This window comes from Pseudomonas sp. JAI111 (assembly GCF_024809425.1).
In the GTDB taxonomy this organism is placed as follows: Bacteria; Pseudomonadota; Gammaproteobacteria; order Pseudomonadales; family Pseudomonadaceae; genus Aquipseudomonas.
In genome coordinates, this window is record NZ_JANUCB010000006.1 from 186109 (window position 1) to 202110 (window position 16002).

General features: G+C 58.9%; 20 protein-coding genes, 1 tRNA gene and 1 pseudogene. All 22 read right to left on the bottom strand.

Going from position 1 to position 16002, the window contains the following annotated elements; genetic code table 11:
• Positions 1-14: 14 nt before the first annotated feature.
• Complete coding sequence (locus HNR03_RS19905; RefSeq protein WP_259155372.1) at positions 15-500, bottom strand: phage tail assembly chaperone; 486 nt, start codon at positions 498-500, stop codon at positions 15-17.
• Positions 500-940, bottom strand: a complete 441-nt coding sequence (locus HNR03_RS19910) for a DUF3277 family protein (RefSeq protein ID WP_259155373.1) — start codon at positions 938-940, stop codon at positions 500-502. Before HNR03_RS19910 ends, HNR03_RS19905 begins: the two co-directional genes overlap by 1 nt.
• Positions 941-956: 16 nt before the next feature.
• On the bottom strand, positions 957-2435 hold the full coding sequence (locus tag HNR03_RS19915) for a DUF3383 domain-containing protein (protein ID WP_259155374.1): 1479 nt from the start codon (positions 2433-2435) through the stop codon (positions 957-959).
• Between the two features lie 19 nt (positions 2436-2454).
• On the bottom strand, positions 2455-3006 hold the full coding sequence (locus HNR03_RS19920; protein WP_259155375.1) for an LIC_12616 family protein: 552 nt from the start codon (positions 3004-3006) through the stop codon (positions 2455-2457).
• A 3-nt stretch (positions 3007-3009) separates the two neighbouring features.
• Positions 3010-3381 (bottom strand): hypothetical protein, encoded by a 372-nt coding sequence (locus tag HNR03_RS19925; protein ID WP_259155376.1) that lies wholly within the window; start codon positions 3379-3381, stop codon positions 3010-3012.
• Between the two features lie 2 nt (positions 3382-3383).
• On the bottom strand, positions 3384-3866 hold the full coding sequence (locus HNR03_RS19930; protein WP_259155377.1) for a hypothetical protein: 483 nt from the start codon (positions 3864-3866) through the stop codon (positions 3384-3386).
• A 2-nt stretch (positions 3867-3868) separates the two neighbouring features.
• Positions 3869-4252: a DUF4054 domain-containing protein gene (locus HNR03_RS19935; RefSeq protein ID WP_259155378.1), complete on the bottom strand. Its 384-nt coding sequence runs from the start codon at positions 4250-4252 to the stop codon at positions 3869-3871.
• Between the two features lie 3 nt (positions 4253-4255).
• Positions 4256-4531, bottom strand: a complete 276-nt coding sequence (locus tag HNR03_RS19940; RefSeq protein WP_259155379.1) for a hypothetical protein — start codon at positions 4529-4531, stop codon at positions 4256-4258.
• Between the two features lie 12 nt (positions 4532-4543).
• Complete coding sequence (locus HNR03_RS19945) at positions 4544-5539, bottom strand: DUF2184 domain-containing protein (RefSeq protein WP_259155380.1); 996 nt, start codon at positions 5537-5539, stop codon at positions 4544-4546.
• 12 nt (positions 5540-5551) lie between these two features.
• The gene (locus HNR03_RS19950) at positions 5552-6046 is read right to left on the bottom strand and encodes a hypothetical protein (RefSeq protein WP_259155382.1); all 495 of its coding nucleotides are present in this window, start codon (positions 6044-6046) and stop codon (positions 5552-5554) included.
• An 11-nt stretch (positions 6047-6057) separates the two neighbouring features.
• Positions 6058-7407, bottom strand: a complete 1350-nt coding sequence (locus HNR03_RS19955) for a DUF2213 domain-containing protein (protein ID WP_259155383.1) — start codon at positions 7405-7407, stop codon at positions 6058-6060.
• Between the two features lie 6 nt (positions 7408-7413).
• Positions 7414-8154 (bottom strand): phage minor head protein, encoded by a 741-nt coding sequence (locus HNR03_RS19960; RefSeq protein WP_259155384.1) that lies wholly within the window; start codon positions 8152-8154, stop codon positions 7414-7416.
• Positions 8099-9559 carry a DUF1073 domain-containing protein gene (locus tag HNR03_RS19965; RefSeq protein ID WP_259155385.1) on the bottom strand — a complete coding sequence of 487 codons (1461 nt, stop codon included), beginning with the start codon at positions 9557-9559 and terminating at the stop codon, positions 8099-8101. Before HNR03_RS19965 ends, HNR03_RS19960 begins: the two co-directional genes overlap by 56 nt.
• On the bottom strand, positions 9556-11151 hold the full coding sequence (locus HNR03_RS19970) for a hypothetical protein (RefSeq protein ID WP_259155386.1): 1596 nt from the start codon (positions 11149-11151) through the stop codon (positions 9556-9558). Before HNR03_RS19970 ends, HNR03_RS19965 begins: the two co-directional genes overlap by 4 nt.
• A 1-nt stretch (position 11152) precedes the next feature.
• A complete protein-coding gene (locus tag HNR03_RS19975) occupies positions 11153-11722 on the bottom strand; it encodes a terminase small subunit (RefSeq protein ID WP_259155387.1) in 570 nt (189 codons plus the stop codon).
• 9 nt (positions 11723-11731) lie between these two features.
• Positions 11732-12073 carry a hypothetical protein gene (locus HNR03_RS19980; protein ID WP_259155388.1) on the bottom strand — a complete coding sequence of 114 codons (342 nt, stop codon included), beginning with the start codon at positions 12071-12073 and terminating at the stop codon, positions 11732-11734.
• 1 nt (position 12074) lies between these two features.
• Positions 12075-12398: a peptidase M48, Ste24p gene (locus HNR03_RS19985; RefSeq protein ID WP_259155389.1), complete on the bottom strand. Its 324-nt coding sequence runs from the start codon at positions 12396-12398 to the stop codon at positions 12075-12077.
• Between the two features lie 80 nt (positions 12399-12478).
• Positions 12479-12555: transfer RNA gene (locus HNR03_RS19990), tRNA-Met, on the bottom strand.
• Positions 12556-12800: 245 nt separating this feature from the next.
• On the bottom strand, positions 12801-13682 hold the full coding sequence (locus HNR03_RS19995) for a hypothetical protein (RefSeq protein WP_259155390.1): 882 nt from the start codon (positions 13680-13682) through the stop codon (positions 12801-12803).
• Positions 13683-13823: 141 nt separating this feature from the next.
• Positions 13824-14267: a RusA family crossover junction endodeoxyribonuclease gene (locus tag HNR03_RS20000; RefSeq protein WP_259155392.1), complete on the bottom strand. Its 444-nt coding sequence runs from the start codon at positions 14265-14267 to the stop codon at positions 13824-13826.
• Between the two features lie 188 nt (positions 14268-14455).
• Positions 14456-15208, bottom strand: a complete 753-nt coding sequence (locus tag HNR03_RS20005; RefSeq protein ID WP_259155393.1) for a hypothetical protein — start codon at positions 15206-15208, stop codon at positions 14456-14458.
• A 73-nt stretch (positions 15209-15281) separates the two neighbouring features.
• Positions 15282-16001, bottom strand: a pseudogene (locus HNR03_RS31950) (hypothetical protein); the annotation flags it as partial.
• Between the last annotated feature and the right edge of the window lies 1 nt (position 16002).

Consider the following 16002-nt stretch of genomic DNA (forward strand, 5'->3'; position numbering starts at 1 on the left):
CGCGAGTTCGACCGTCAGCCCTTGGGAGTGCTCCGGCCGGTAAGCATCCCTTGTAAGAAAGGGCCCAGTGACTCGGTGATCACGCGCACCGCCAGCTTCATCATTACGCCCAGGTCTATATCGTCGAACATGCAGACGTTTTGGCTGGCATTCCACACGGGGAACCAGCTTGTACCCTGTTTGCGCTGGACGACGCCCAGGCAGGTCGAAAGGATGAACTCTGCAGCCTCATCAGGCATACCCGCGATGCCGTCGGCAAATGGCTGAAGCATCTCAGCCAGAGCGCCTAAGTCACCGCTGAGAGGTGCCAGATCACTGGAACCAGCCCCATCGGCTGACTCGCTCGCGCTCTTCGCGTCCCTCGCCGCAGACTGCAACTTCAGGAACACAGGGATCAAGGTGGGGATCATCGGCGCCACTTTCCGAGACAGGTGGAACTGCTGAAAGGCGTTCAGCTTGCCGATTCGAAAGGAATCGGCGCCCAGTTCAAATTCGCTCATCAGTAAGTACCAAGGATTGTGTCGATTTTGATGGAGTCAAAAACCCACTCGACGATATCGCCGTCTTTCTTGTAGCTCAGGTCCGGTGCTTTCTTGAATGCGCAGCTGCGGCAGCCCGTCGCATCACCGCTGGCGCTGTTCGTGACTGTGATGACGTTCTGGCCCCACAGCGAAGAACTGAGGCCCTGTGCGTCATACAGGGCCATCAACTTGGCGTTCGTTGGGGAGGTCTTGAGATAGCGCAAGGTTACGGTCCCAGACTTTGCGGCGTGCAGCGAGTGCATGCCTTCGCCATCGGCCCCGGTGAGCATGGTGTTCTTGTCGTCCACCCGGGAAATCGTAATACCCTCTTCGGCGTTCGCCGAGCCAGCGCCCAGGTCGATTACAGCACCAGCACCGACCAGGGTCGCGTTTACATCGAGAAAGCTATAAGTGGCCATAAGTGATCAGCTCCGATCAGCGGTTGACGTTGACGATGACGTCGACGAAGTGGACGGCACCGGCCAGTTTGATGGCGATCTGAATTACCGGAGCCTTGCGCGCTTCGCGGTCTGCCTGGGATTGCGTATCGACCGGCGCGGCATAGACGTAGTAGCCCTTCGTGAGGTACTGGCCTGTGGTGATCGCACCAAACGCTGGCCCGCCCCATTGACCTGGTGCAACGAGACCGTTGGTCACCGCCTGATCCAGGCGGGCTTCCAGAGTGGTGACGATCTGGTTAATGCCGGAGTTCGTCTGCGGAACTTTGTTCTGACTGGTGTAAAGCAGGTTGTAGACGGCGGTTTGCAGATCGTTCTGCAGCCAATCAAGGCCATGCACTTCGTCGAAGAAGTACCCGTTGCACATCACGCCTTCCTGGATGATGGCCGTGTCGTTGTTGTAGTTGACGAAAACGTTGCAGTTTTTGTCCTTCAACGCGGAGGCTTGGCCTTCCGTCAAACTCTCGGCGGCAATGCCGGGTTCCTGCTTGAACTTCAGGGTGATGGTCGTTTTATTGCCTTGGAAGTTCACGGTGAATGCCCGACCGAACATCGATGCGGCGGCATACGGCGTAGCGCTTGAGAACTGAGTAAACGTGCGCTTGTAGTTCGCTGCTTTGAGCTTGCTGGCGATGTCCGTGGTGCTGACCGGATCGAGAGCCAGTGAATTCTGCGTGGTGTAGCCGAAAATTCGGCTTTGACCGGCCCCCTCAACGTAGGCGGCGGAAGCCAAGACATCAGCCTCGGCCAATGCCGAATCAGCTACAAGCAAGCCATACCAGTCGTTCGACATGCCAGCGAGGCGCGAAATGGCACTGACTAGAGATTCTGCGATTACACCATTCACTGGGGCCGAAGCCTGACCCGATTGCAGACCAAGCAATGCCGACACGTCCACGCCGCTGGCAGGAACATCTGCATAGCTGATCGTCGAGGTAGCACCGGTAGTAGCACTGGTGGTCTCGAACCGGCTTTGCGTGGCGTTCCACACGCATGTGGCTGCGGATGCCAGCTTCGTGGTAATTGCAGACGCCACGCCATTCAGGTTGGTGACACCCGACAGATCGATTGCCGTCAGGGTCTTCAGCGTGCCGTCGACGGTAATTTTCATGCCACCGGCGGTGACCGCAGTGAAGTTGGCCAGGGCTTGCTGAGCTGTCGACAGCACCGCACCTTTGAGAATCGCAGCCGTAGCAGTCTTCGCCCAACGCCCGACGTAAACGATAGAAGGCTGCGGCGATTGACTGAAGAAGTAGTTGCAAGCCAGATATTCAGGGGCAGAGGTGCCGAAATCGCTTTCAACGCCACCAGGCGCATAGGGCCGCAAGCCCTCACTTACATCGATAACAGGGGACGAACCGAGGACCAGCAGCGCGCCAAAATTGCGCGTAGCAGCTGCCTTCGGAGACATGACGATCTGGACGTTCACGACGTCCGAAATGGCAAGAGTCTGCATTGCTTTCTCCGGGATTGAATCAGACGACGATCAACGGATCTGCCGACAGGATGTTGAGGACTGGATAGACGCGAACCACTTGGCGGCGCATCTGGATAAAGAGGTCGTAGCGGCGCACCCACTGCTGATTGACCAGCTCGGGCACAGGGCGAATATCGGAAGCACCGACGAACGCCATGCGAAGTGCTTTGATCGCTTCGCTGTTTTGGGGAATGAAGATGCCGTCGCGCAAGATCGAGGCGTAAGCCTGGGCCTGCGGGCCATAGAAAGTGCACAGCACGTTCAGTTCTTCGTGCATCTGGTAGGTGTCATGCCCGTCATCGGTGCCGTCATGAACGACGACCGGGTTGGCGACGGTTTTTGTTTCGTGGACGCCGATCGCGCACCAGTTGATTTGGGGCTCGGGCTGCTTGGGGGGCTTCGGCTGCCAGCGCGGCCGGACAAATTGGCCGGCCAGACCGCTGATACCCACCACCATCGCCTGCAAAACATCTTCGAGCTGGTCGTCTTCTGGTGGCGCAGGCGACCCCGCCGGTGCGAGGTAGCCACCGGTTGCTGAGGTATTCGCCATGGGTTATCCCGCCAGAGGAAGAAGATCACAGGTCGCGCTGACGAAGCCACGGCCGAAGTGCTGGTAATCGTTGATGTTCGAGACGGTGTATTTCTTGCCGCGCCAGGTGACGATATCGGCAGTGATATCGCCCTCACCGGCGGTCAGCGGGAAGATGGTGTGGATGGTGATAGAGCCCTTCTTGCGCTCCAGCCCAGCCAGACGTTCAAGGAAGTCGCCTTTGTCGCTGGTAACGACACCGGCGAACGTGGTGTTGACGTCGCTGGTGGTGGTCCTGCCATTTTCCCCGACCGTCTGAACCGACCTGGTGCAAACCAGTCCGGTATCCATAAAGTCAGGGTCAAGCAGGATGTCTGACACATCGAGATTGGCCATGGTCAGTCCTTCTTACGGATCACGTAGGTGATGGAGTTTCGCAGCTGACCTGTGTCGATCAGCGGCTTGACACCAGTCCGACCGCGCTTGCGGCGAGCCGCCAACGTGGATTTCTTCAGCTCTTCGAAGATGCCATTGTTGATTTCGAACTTGGCCCCGGCCTGGGCTACCAGACCGGTTGCGTTGAGTTCGACGTCAACCTTTTCGGCGTTGCCGTCCATGGCAGCTTTCGCAGCCTTCTGAAGGTGGTTGTTGATTTTGTCCTGCGCGTGCGCGACACCAGGAATCAAGAAAGGACGCGGCGGAATATTCGAAGCCGGCGCGCCGTATTCATGAATGTATCCAAGCTGGGCGTTATTGATGGGCTCATCATCACCCTCTTCACGCTCAGCTTTTGTTGCAGGAATGCCCACCATCACCTGTTTGCTGGCGAGCTCCTGAATGGATGCCAGCACCTGTGCCACATTGTCGGTGGTGATCTTCATGCTCACAGCTGGATCCCCCCAGTCCCGACCATGCGGGCAAATTGCAGGTACTGGATGCCGTAGGTGGTCAGGTTGAAGAACCCGCCGTCCTGAAGCGCTACAGCACCTGTGTCATAGCCCGCACTGACCTTGTCCACCGACTTCGACGTCAGTGGGCCTTTCACTTGCCCGCCAGCACCACCGACAGCCGCCGCAAGCTGGTTGCCGGCGGCAATGGTGAGGTTATGGGCAACGAACAACTCAAGGCCGATGTCCAGGTAATCGCACCACCGATCAGGGTTGAGCGTTTTCTGCCCCAGATTCAGCCACAGATTAACGGCTGAATCCGGGTACTTCGTGGTGTCGGCAAACTCCGGGAAGTCCGTGCGGAACTGGGTGGCATCCATGATTTACCCCAGATTGACGGGCTTCGCCGGCGCTGCATCAGAAGAGGCATTTGCCGAAGAGTCTGCGGCAGTATCACCTTCCGCAGAATCAGACGCTTGGGCCTCAGTGGATGCCGCCTGAATAGCCTTGGCCTGCTTGGCCGTCACCACTTCGGTGTTGGCCTTCACATACCAGTGCTCCGCGATATCGTCCTCAACCTCTTGCAGGCCGGCTTCGAACTCGCGGATACCGTCAGCCAAATTCAGCTTGAAGGATTGGAGCACATTGAGAAATTTCATGGCGCTCTCCAGTTAGATGCCGTCACGGTAGCCGACAGTTTCCGGGTAAACCACTTCGGTGACGCCCAGGCGGCCGTAGTAAGTGGTGATCTGACGAATCCCGCGATATTCCAGCGGGGTGCGTTGCAGCGGTACCAGAGGGAAGCGAACGCGATCCTTCTCGTTGGTGTACGCCATCATGCGGTCAGTACCCGATGCGCCACGACCGGTCAGCCATTTCAGCGGCTGGATGTTCAGCGGACGGCCGGTCAGGGCGTTGGTCAGGCTGTTGATACGCAGGTACTCGATAATCGAGATATTGCCCGCGCTGGAAACCTTCCGGCTTACCAACTGGCTGAACTTGAGCGGCGGCAGGCGCAGCTCGGCAGGACATACAGCAAAGGCCGATGCCGACCAGGTGCTGTTCAGCAGATCGTTCACGTCGGCCAGGATCTGGTCTTCGGTCGCGGTTGCCCAGTTGCCGGTGACGGCGTTGCTGACGTTGGTCACTACCGAAGAGTTGACCAGGCCGGTTTCACCCAACTCGGTATCACCGATGTAAACCTGCTCGTCGGTGTCCATGTTGTGCTTGAGCTGCAGGCCGGAGAACTTCTGGCTATCGACCGGGCGGCCAAGCTGCATGGCAGATGCCAGCTCAGGCAGCGTCCAAGAAAGCTCCATACCCCAGAGGGTCAGAGGTTTCGGGGTCTTGCCGATGTCCAGTGCCAGGCTGGCGATCGAGGTGGAATCCTTGCCGATCCACGCCTTACCGGTGGTGCTGGTGCCGCCGACAGATGCGAAGGTGCTGTTGGTGAAGCTGGAGACTTCGTCGGCGATGCTGACGTCTTCACGCAGCTGAATATCGCGGCTCCAGGTTACGGTGGCCAGCGGGCCATGCAGCGTCTGGTCGAGGCGCTCCAGCTCGCCGACCAGGAACACGCCGGTGGAATCGATGGTCTGGGCGTCAAACGTCATGAGACCGTCGCGAGTGTGGACGCGCTTGTAGCGCGGCAAAATCAAGTTGCTCATCGAGCGTTCCCCTTAGATGTTGTAAGCGATTTCGACGTTGCCAGAGGCATCGGCGGCGCCCATGAAAGACGCGGTGGTGATCGCGACGGTGTTGGTGCTGTCGGCGGCGGCTTCGATACCACCAATTGGCTTGCCGGCAGCAGCAGCCGCGACACGCACATAGACCTGGCTGTCTTTCGACGCAGTGCCGGCGTTCAGCTTCACGGTCATGTAGCCGCGGCGCAGGACATCAGCAACGCCCTTGGTCTGTGGTGTTGCAGTGCCCAGCGGATCAGAGCCGGAACCACCAGTGATCGGATAAGGCCGGGCAAACAGGCCGTATTCAGCACCAGCGGCATCGCCCGCACCGAATGGAACGAACTGGCCGCTGGCGATCTTGCCGAACAGGCCGTAGCCCGCAAACGGCAACGAAGGATTCAGGAACACAGGCTCAATCGTGGCCTGGCTGGCGCGAGTTACGTCGCCGGGAATGCCCGCAGGCATCCGATACAAAAATGCGTTGCTCATCGGGTCTTTCCTCAGTTACGGCTCTGGTTCGGAGACCAGAACTCTCGGTTGCGCTTATTGATCTCTTCCACGCTCAGCGGAGCGCGGCCAAAATCCTTGGTGTTGATCGAGGTGCGGTTGCCGGCGCTGTTGTTCCTGGCCTTGGCCAGTTCGGACGCACCGACGAACACCGCCGAGACCTGATCCGCGGTGAGCTTCGAGATGTCACGGCCAATCAGGAACGGTTCAACGATGGTCTTGCCGTCAGCGGTTTGCAGAGCGGTGGTCAGTGCCGCGCGCTGGCAACTGCAAATGTGATCAGAAGTTTTAACCTTGGCGTCGCGGGTGGCCAGGGTGAAGCCCGGCACGAGTACTTCAGCGCGGGAGCGAAGGTCGGTCATCACCTCTGCGTCACCGGTGTAGGCCATGCCCATCGCTTCGGGTGTCTTGTTGACGGGTTCAGGCTCGAGCAAGTTGTCTTTGGTCTTGCCGTCCTGGTCATCATCGTCGCCGTCCTCGGTGATTTTCTTCACCTCGGCTTCCATGTCGGCCATGCGCTTGTCCATGGACTTCATCGTTTTTAGGATGGTGGCGAGCGCGGCGGAATCGCCGGTTTTGGCTTTGCCGCCTTCATCCTTGTCGTCATCTTCTTCCTCGTCGCCGGTTTTGGCCCCTTCCAAGGCTTCTTCCAGCGCCGCTTCATCCTTCGCACGGAAGGCAGTCAGCACCCGGTCTTTCCAAGTGCGTTTCGTTTTTGCATCAGTCGTCTTGGCCACTTCGGAATCTCCAATTGCACATCGCGGGCCACAGCGGCCACGCTCTACCAGGGCTACGTGGTTTCCCACGATGTTCATCTGGCGGCCGCGACCGACCGCCAGTTGTTCGTAATCAGCGTCGTATCCGCAGGACACTTCGCGCAGTGGCTTCACTGGGGTTCCGGTGACAGGGTCATTGATGATCCTGACCAGCCCGATGGCCTCGGCGTCGGTGATCAGCAGGTCGGCGATCATCAAATCGTTTTCGATGCCATCGCCTTGCCGAACGTTTTGGGTGATCCCGACACTCAGCTCACGCCAGTTTTTCGGGGTCACGAAGTCATCCGGGTGGCTCAAGGTCACCGGTTTGCCTTCAAAGCTGGCAATCGTCTCGGGGCGGAACACCTCATCGGGGTTGCGCTCGATGGTCACAATGCCGCCGGCACCGCCTTGGACGATGGGGCCGTCGTCGTTGACCAGTTCGCTTTCGTCGTAAACGAGCGTCCCGGTTCGGGCGATGGGCACCGCTTCACACAGCAGGAAGCCCTCAGGCGTCATCCGCTGCCGAGCGCTCAACCGCTCAGGCGCAAACCAGCGCCCAGCTTCGTCTTGGGTTCTAACGTGCATAGGGGGTCACTCAGGGATAACGGGGTCGGGGTAGCAGCGGCAGTTCGGGAAGCAACCGGCGTGGCCGGTCATCTTGTCCAGGGTGGGGGGTGAGTCCCAACGAACGAACTTGCCATTCATTTCGGCGTGCGAGTGGCGCACGTCGCTGTCACCGGAGGTTCGCCAGATGTAACCCTCACTACCTACGGCCTTGGCGCGGGCCTCAGTCAGGGTTGCAGCCGTTCGGGAAACCTCAGTGCGCGCAATCAGCTTGGCCTTGCTCTCTGATACCTCGCCTGAGCGCTGTATCTCCTTAGCAATCTCGCTGGCCCTGGTGCCGTCCTCAATGCCCTGCAGGGTGAGTTCGTGCACCCGCTTGGCAGCGTCGAGCGGGATGCTCTTGATCAGCGTGACCTGCTCGGCCAGCAATCCCTGCATCACCATGCCTGTCGGGGCGGTGCGGATCTCCGTGCGCAAAGCCTGCGACATCTGCTCTGTCAGAGTTGCCCAAGCCTTGCGGTCCTGCTGGTTGACCTCGACGAGCATTTTGCTTGCCGTCGAGATTGCCCAGTCGTTCAACAGTTCGGAATACCGGTTGAGCATGTGCGAGATGGTCGGCTCAACCGACGGATCACCAGGCGGGAAGCCGTTGATGATGCTTCCCACCTGGCGCGCAACCTGCGACAGCGAGGACTGGTATTGCCGTTCGGCTCTACTCGTCCTGACCGGGTTCCGGCTTCGCCTCTTGTCCCGGGTTTTCAGGCGCATCGATCAGATCCTTTTCGCCGGGGACGGGTGGCGGCTCATCTTCAGCCGCCTTGATTTCATCGTCGGTGATGTTCGACCAGAGGCCCGTCGTGTTGCTGGACTGGCGCAGCTCTTTCAGGGCTGTGCCACGGTCAACAATTCCCGCATCGAACGCTTCAACAACAGAGTTCGTGTCCTTGGCGCCAATCTCGGCTTTCTCGGTGTCACTGAGTTGCCAGAGCGGCACGAAGTCGAACGCGAAGCCATCAGGCAATGGCTTTCCAAGCTCGGAGCGGGCAATGACGTCGCACAGCGTTGTAACGCCCGGGCGCAGGCACGAGTCCTGGTCAGCCTTCACGCTGTCGTAGTAGATACGCACGGAAGTGTCATCGCCGTTGCTGATCCCACCAGGCGATTGCCCGAAGAGAATGATGTCCGGTGTTTCAACAGCACCGCACACCTGCTCACTGAATTTGTCGATCAGGTCTGATAGACCGGCAAAGTTGTACTGATGGGACTCGAACTTGTCCTTTGCATCCATGAGGGTCAGCCCCTCGTTGGATTGCATCAGACGAATCATTTCAATCTGCTTTAGCAGCGCCTCAAAGGTGCGCCCGCCAGTTGCGATCAGTTCACGAAGCCCCTCAACCGAATAGGTGCGCAAGTGGGCCTTGTAGACCAGTTGCGCAGTGCCGGATGTGACGCTATCGAATGCCACAAGGCGATCCCACAGGCGTTCCAGCACAGATTGCCCCCAGCCGTTCTCAGCAATTCGCTGCCAGTAGGGAAGCTCAACCCCTTCGCGCCGAATAACCCGACTGTGGTGGATCTTCTGATTGACCAGCGCCTGGGCATCGGCAACCACGGTGTAATACTTCGGTTTTCCGAGGTCTGGGCCGTATTCAGTTACCAGATTTTCCAGCGATGGCTGCACAAGCCAGCGGTCGAGCACCAGCAGGCCTTTGAACTGGCCTCTACCGATCGATTCAAGGCGCAGTGGGGTTTCAGGCTTCTGGCCATCGATCAGCATCACGGCGATGGAGCCACCGTAGAGGCGCGACCACTTTTCGTTGTCGCCGAGGCTTTTCCAGATTTGCAGCCGCTCAAACGCCCGGGACAACTTGTCCTTTTCCTCTGGCGGCATGATCGAGTTGAACTCGATACCCTCGCGGGTCATGTCCTTGGCCCGGCAATCAACAGAGCGCCCAGCCAGCCAGCTCGACCGGTAAACCGCTTCCATCTGGATGCGGTTACGGCTGACGAAGTTGAACCCGTAGCTGCTGTCGCTGTGCTGGTTGTTGGTACCCAGCCCTACACGCGCGGTGAAGTTTTGGAAGCTGTCGCCCGTCATGAACGCCTTGCGCGCAGCGTCGGTCTGCTGGTTTACCTTCGCAGCCCGAGCGCTCAACTGATGCTTTTTGCTCATTCTGCGAGTCTCTTCCAGATGTCGATGGACCTGGCCGCCGGCTGATAACAAATCATCACGGAGTCAGCGAGGTTTGGTGATTTCGTGCCCTCGGGTGCCTTGTCGATGACAACCTTGCCCACGGCATTGATCGTGTACGTGGGCTGAGAGAGCTCCATGGTCAAAAGCGATAGCTCGGCCAGATCAGGCGATATCGAAATCAGTTCGTCCGGATCGAATGGCATCCCCTCGACAACGGCACGATATGTCGCCTGAAATCTCATCCTCAGCGACCACCAGGACTGAGCCTTGGCGTTGGCGAAGAAGTCCTTGTTTAAGCGTTCCTTGACCATCTGGCCTTCGGGGTCGTGGACCCCACCAGAGCCGCGAAACGGCTGGTCGTTGATCTGCTGAACACCCTGTTCACGGCGCAACTCGTTGATCACCCGGGCATCACCGCGAACCCCGGCGCCAAGTCCATCGGCGTCGTAGTCGAACATTTCGTATTGGCGTTCATCGCAGATCGAAAAAGCCTTGACCACTGTGGCGTAGATATCGCCACCCTTACCGGACCAGGACTCAAGGAAGTCGAGCAGGAAACCGTGCCGCCCGGCAAAGGCGTTCTTGTCGATACCTTCATCCGCGACGTCGAGACCACCACGGCGCATGCCGGTTGGTTCGATTCCAAGCTTCAGATGTGCGCCGATGGCCGCTTGTACCCAAGCTGACGGGATCACCACGCCCTCAACCGAGGCTGCGTAGTTGATGTCGATCTCTTGAGCGACAGTGACGGGGTCCAGGTCGTTTACCTGTTTCTCGTACCAGGCGTCATCCTTTCGCGGATCATCCCGCCAGTGGAACGTGAAGACTTTTATTTTTCCGCTGTGCCGGCGCTGGGCGAACGAGTTGCCCATGCCGTTCGGTGTCGACACGTCTTGCCGGCAGTTAGTGGTGGCTGACAACGAAGCGTCGACCAGTTGAGGACGCTCAAGGAACGCCGACTCGTCCACGATGTAGAAGCTGGTCCGGTCGCCCCGGCCAATGCCGTCACCAGACTCACCGGTGATCACCGATCCGGAATCAGGGAACAGGATTCGCATGTGTGGCGCGTGCTTACGGTCGTTCCAAGTGCCCCGGAACTCTGTCGGCAGTAGGCGCATGAACGTTCGCGCCTTGTCGAACAGCGACTTTGGAGAGCCGATCTTGTCGACGTACTCCTCTTTGCGGGAGCCGAAGCCCACAACGAATCCAGAGTTGAACATGCACACCGTCGAAGCCAGGCCGATGGTCAGCCAGGACATTCCCATGTCCCGGGTCTTCTCGGTGATCCCGGGCTCTTGGTTGCGCCAGCGGTCCATGAACCATTCAATCCATTCCTCCTGTCTTGGGAACAGCAGGAACGGGATGGATGCAGGCAGGCCGCGCTCAACGTTGCGAGGGTCGGCGGTCATGCCCCAGTCGATGATGAACTGGGCGGGGTTGTCGCGGTAGAACGTGCGCAGCGCTGGGAGCACCGTTGGATCTTCACGGATGCGCGAAAGCCGCTCAATCCGCCATTCGAACACCTGAAGGTAATCCGGCTTTTTGAAGTCGAACGGAAATGGGATGGGCATGCTATCCGCCTGACATCAGTTTCTGATAAATGCGGGCCGCTTCTACCGGATCCGTGGTTGTAGTTGTGATCGACTTGAGGGGGCCGCCACTCGGGTCGCCGATGCCAAGCTGCTCGCGGAAAGCGTTCACGTTGACGTGCTTGCCGAGCAACTCCAGGTTCTTGACCTTGTCCGGCCATTTGATTTTTTTCAGTATCCCGACCATGTCCCGGTCCTTGCCGGAGCCTTCGAACATTTCCGCCAGGTCGAAGCCCGACAGGTACTGGCGCCAAACCTTGGGCCATTGGCGAACCGGCTTGAAGGACATGTCGTCCTCAAGGATGTCGATGAAGTCCATCTGGTCAATTTCGGTGAGTCGCTGCAGCACATAGTCGGCGTCGACCTGGGTCCGCGTGCGGCGCTCGGCCTTGGCCAGCTCAATCGCCCCGACGATCTCGGGGCGCTGCATGAGCTGCCATGCCTGATCCTTGGCGCCTCGGGTGCTGTACCCGGCCCGGATGGCCGCCTGCGTAGCGTTCAGGTCAATCAAGTACTCGACTACGAATTGACGCTGCTTAGCTGTCAGCGCCATGGGAACTCCTTAGGGATTGCGCGGCGGGGCTTTGATTTGGCCGCTTCCCCCTATTGGTTGATATCCGCTTCTGCGCTCATAGCCGGGAAACTCGAAATCCTGCATGAAGATGTATTGCCGGCGCGCCCAGGCATACAGCACGACACCGGCATGCAGCGTCATGGAGAACAGTGAGGCGCCACCACCACGGAGCATGTCCAGCACCAAGCCGAACGCACCGATGGCCACCAGGTAGAACGCGGCAGCAAGCACCGGATGCTTGAAAACGTTGACCGCTCGCAGGTATTCCAACGCGGCCAGCACCACAAGGATGCAGAGCAGCGCGTCAATGCTTGTGACTATGGTGTTCATGTCAGGCACCTCGCGTTGAAGGGAACGCCCCTATTACCGCTTTGATGGCCGGAATGATGTTCATCGCGGTCAGGCCCAGGACAAAGGCCACTCCGCACAATAGGTAATCGTCCATTGCCATATCCAACTTGCGGGCGAGGAATGAAGTTACCGGCTGGGTGAGAAATATCGAGAAGAAGAAGCCCGTTAGGACAGCCGTAGCGGCTTGGCCTCGGGTCAGGTCCTTCAGGAAGCCTAGGGACAGAATTGCACCGATGAAGGACCCGGTGACAATGCCGTACTTCGCCAGCAGAACACCTGCGGCTGTGCTTGCTGGTTCAGCCATTTGGAACTCCGGAGGAATAAAAAAGGCCTCAGTGTGAGAGGCCAAAGCGCACCATGAAGAGGGGGAACGGCGCTGTGAAATGGTTGCGAGGGCTGGATTTGAACCAGCGACCTCCGGGTTATGAGCCCGGCGAGCTACCAAGCTGCTCTACCACGCATCTGAAATGAAAAAGCCCCGCACGATGGCGAGGCTGAATTGGTGGAGATGGCGACCCTGTCAGGTCGCTGTCGTGGCGTTTCCCTCCAGTCCCCACGCTGACTGTTACCCCTGCACGTTTCCGCCGGGCTTTGATCATCTCCGTAAAGCAAAAAACCCGACTCAATGGCCGGGTTTTTGGGGTGAATTCGCTCTAGGCGAACCTTTGCAACTTGCGAAAAAGGTATCAGAACACTCGCCAAATGGTCAAGCCACTCGTTTCGTGACGTCACCGATGCGCTGGCGCTGGCTCCAGTACTCGTTGACGCGGTCCAGGTAGAGCTGGTGCCGGTGCGCATTCTCTATGACGTCATGGCCCCATTCGTCGCGGTATGCAGCAGCGTAGGCCCGCATGCGGAGAAACCAACGGCTCAACTGCCGATCAGTCATAGCACTGAGGCGGTTCTGCAGCGCGATGACGGCACCCGTGCGACGAGCTGAGTAGCTGGCGGCCCGAGCATCAGCCACGGCCTCGCGGTCATGCCGATCCCAGCGGCACCAGCCATCATGCCGGCGCCCATCCATGCGAACGATCACCGCTGCAACCGGCTGCAAGGCTTTGGCGTCGAGCTTGTCCACAGCCTGGCAGATGGCGTTCCAGATCGGCGCCCAGTCCCGGGCCCAGTGGCTGACGTCGAGTTTCGCGCCATACCATTCGACGACGAACTCACAGACGCGGCCAGGGCCCCAGCCTTCGCGCCCGTAAACAAACGCCTGGTGGCTCTTGATCGCGGCCATGGCCATCCAGTAGGCGATTTCACGGCGGCGCTCGGAACACTCGGGCAGTTCGGTAGTGAACCAAACCAATCCGTGGGCAATGCCGATGTCCTGGCCGGTGGCGACCGGTGAGTAAAGTGCGTGCCCGAAATGCTGGAGAGGTTTGGGCAGCGTACCGATGGCGGACTGCACCAACCCCGAGGCGAACATGTGGGCGCACCGACCGTTGCTGTCGAGCATCGAAGGCATCGTCTCGCCAATGACGCGCCCCTTCTTACCCAGTGCCGCCCGGTCGGCCGCTGCCGCCAGTACGGAGTCGCGGCCTTCGTGCAGTGCGTCCCGCCAAGCCTGTCTCGCGCTGATAAGTTTCATAATTCTCCCCTTCCCCTCGAAGCGTAGTTCTGCGTAGTTCGGTGTTTCACTGGCAAACGGCTGGTAAACCGAGCCAGTAGAGCCTCAGGCCCATGTAGCAAAGGGCGCAAAAGGCGGTGAAGCCGGCGAGCAAAATTGTGTTCACGATGGTTTCCCCTCAAGCGGTACGACACGCACGGAAACGCCCGGGGTTTCCCCGAAGCGCTTGTTCATCGAAACGTTGGTGATCTGGACGTCGTCCTTGAAAACGATGCCGTTGATGCCGTCGCAGATCGCTTTCAGGATGTTGTCGATGTCAGGTTTTTTGGTTGGCTTGATCACGCCGGCCAGTGCCTCGGCGGTTTTCTTCTTCGACCAGGACGCGGCGACGGACACGCGAATGGCTAGCTCCATCAGCACGGGGCCGGCAATCAGCTCACGGCCCTGCATGGCCTGCTGTGCCGCCATGGAAATCAGGGTTTCGTAGTTGGCGGTCTTCTTCGGCGTGAACATGCGTGCATGCCCGCCGATGGTGCTGACGCGTGGCCTGCCCTTCCCCACTGGCTCTGTGGGCACGAAGAACGAAACGGGCTTGAAGTTATCCACGGGAACCTCCGCTCATGTGATCAGCCAAAGCGCCCATGAAACCTCCGGACTCATCGCGAGCCTGGGAGCAACCGGGACAGTGGCAGCCGAGGCACCAACTGCCCTTACCTCGGTACTCGTGAACAGGATCGGTTTCTTGCTGGCCCTTGCAGTCGCGCTGACCGCATACCGGACATGGTTTCGGCTCGTTACGCATGTTTGTCTCTCCGGATGTTGAGTTTGGCCAGCAGCATGGCGCGGGCGGATTGGGGGTTGGCTGGGATGCCCTGGGCGATGACCAGTGCTTCGGCTTCCTTGCGGGAGTGCTCGAGCTGGACCTGTTCACGCGGCCGGGTGCTGTCGTGGCCAAGGCCCTTGGCAATTCGGCCTTCGAGTGGCTGGCCGGTCTGGGCGCGGCGCACGACGATGGCGTAATTGCGTTCGAAGCGTTGGCGCAGTGCTTTGTCGCCCTGTCTGGCCGAACGTAGGTCGAACGTGCTGGTGGCTTCTGCGGCGATTCGCACAGCTGGGTGGCTGTAAACACCGATCAGGGCTTCGTCCCATGCTTGCGATTCAGTTGGCAGCCCTGGCACTTGCAGACACATGGCACGAAAGACGTTCGCCGGCGGTGGCCAGTCGAACTCGGCGCCTTTGTCGACTAGAGCGTTCAAGCCGTTGGCGATTTGCCTTCCATTCAGCCCCTTGAGGACCGAAGCCCACGCGTGGTTGGGATCAGCTGATACGCCGAAATTCGCCGTCCAGCGGTGCCCGTACATGTCCACCATCTTGATCCACAGGCTGTCCATCAGGCTCTGCGACAACTTCTCGGGCTTCTCGGTCGGCAATGGCGTCTCTGACCTGGTCACCAGCTGACCTTGAGCCTTGTCGACCATTGCGTTGATTTGATTTGGAATCACGGCCGGCTTGGTCTTGGGCAGTGTTTTCAGGTCGAGCGTGTCCATGGGTGGTTCTCCCAGAGGCTTGTGTGTTGCGAAGATCGCGCTTCATGGCCATGGCGAGCGCGTGCTCCCACTTGGCGTGGGTGCGGTGTTCGTCGGGGGAAGCGATCCAAAATGATTTGAATTCGAGCAGTAGGTCGGCGTTGAGCGTCTGGCCTGCCATTGCGTTCATCGTCAGCACGGCGCTGAAGGACTTTTCACAAGGCAGCCAGTCTTGGGTCATGCTGAATTTGTTTCGCGAATCGAAAACTTCGCTCGCGTAAATAGGTGGTGGAGGAGGTGTATCTAATCTCCTCTCCTCTTCTCTGTCGTGACTTTGCGTGACAGTGCGTGACTCATCGTGACATCCGGGATTTTGAGCCTCAGCTTTTTCCCTTTCCCGTTGTTCGCGTTTCCGCTGTGCCGCCGATTTGGCCCCGGATTCATTGGCTCCCGAGTCCTCGCGCTTCGGTTGACGACCATCCCACCCGGACATTTTCGAACCGGACAAAACGCGCCCTTGCATTGCGGAAAGAATGACTTCTACGTGCTCAATTTCTATGTCGAGAGCTGTCGAAATCCCCTCAACAAGATTGATTTCGTGACATGTCACAAATGTCACGTTTGTCACGTTTTCGCGTGACATGTCGTGACAGGTGATGCCATCAACGTGACCGCGATCAGGATTTGAGGACGCCATAACGAGCAAATGGCAGTAAACCGCCATGACTTCGGATATTGATCTGCGTGATACGCGGGCAATGGTCCGCCACTTCGGGTCATTGGGCATGTCGTGCCAGAGCCTGAGCCAATCCATG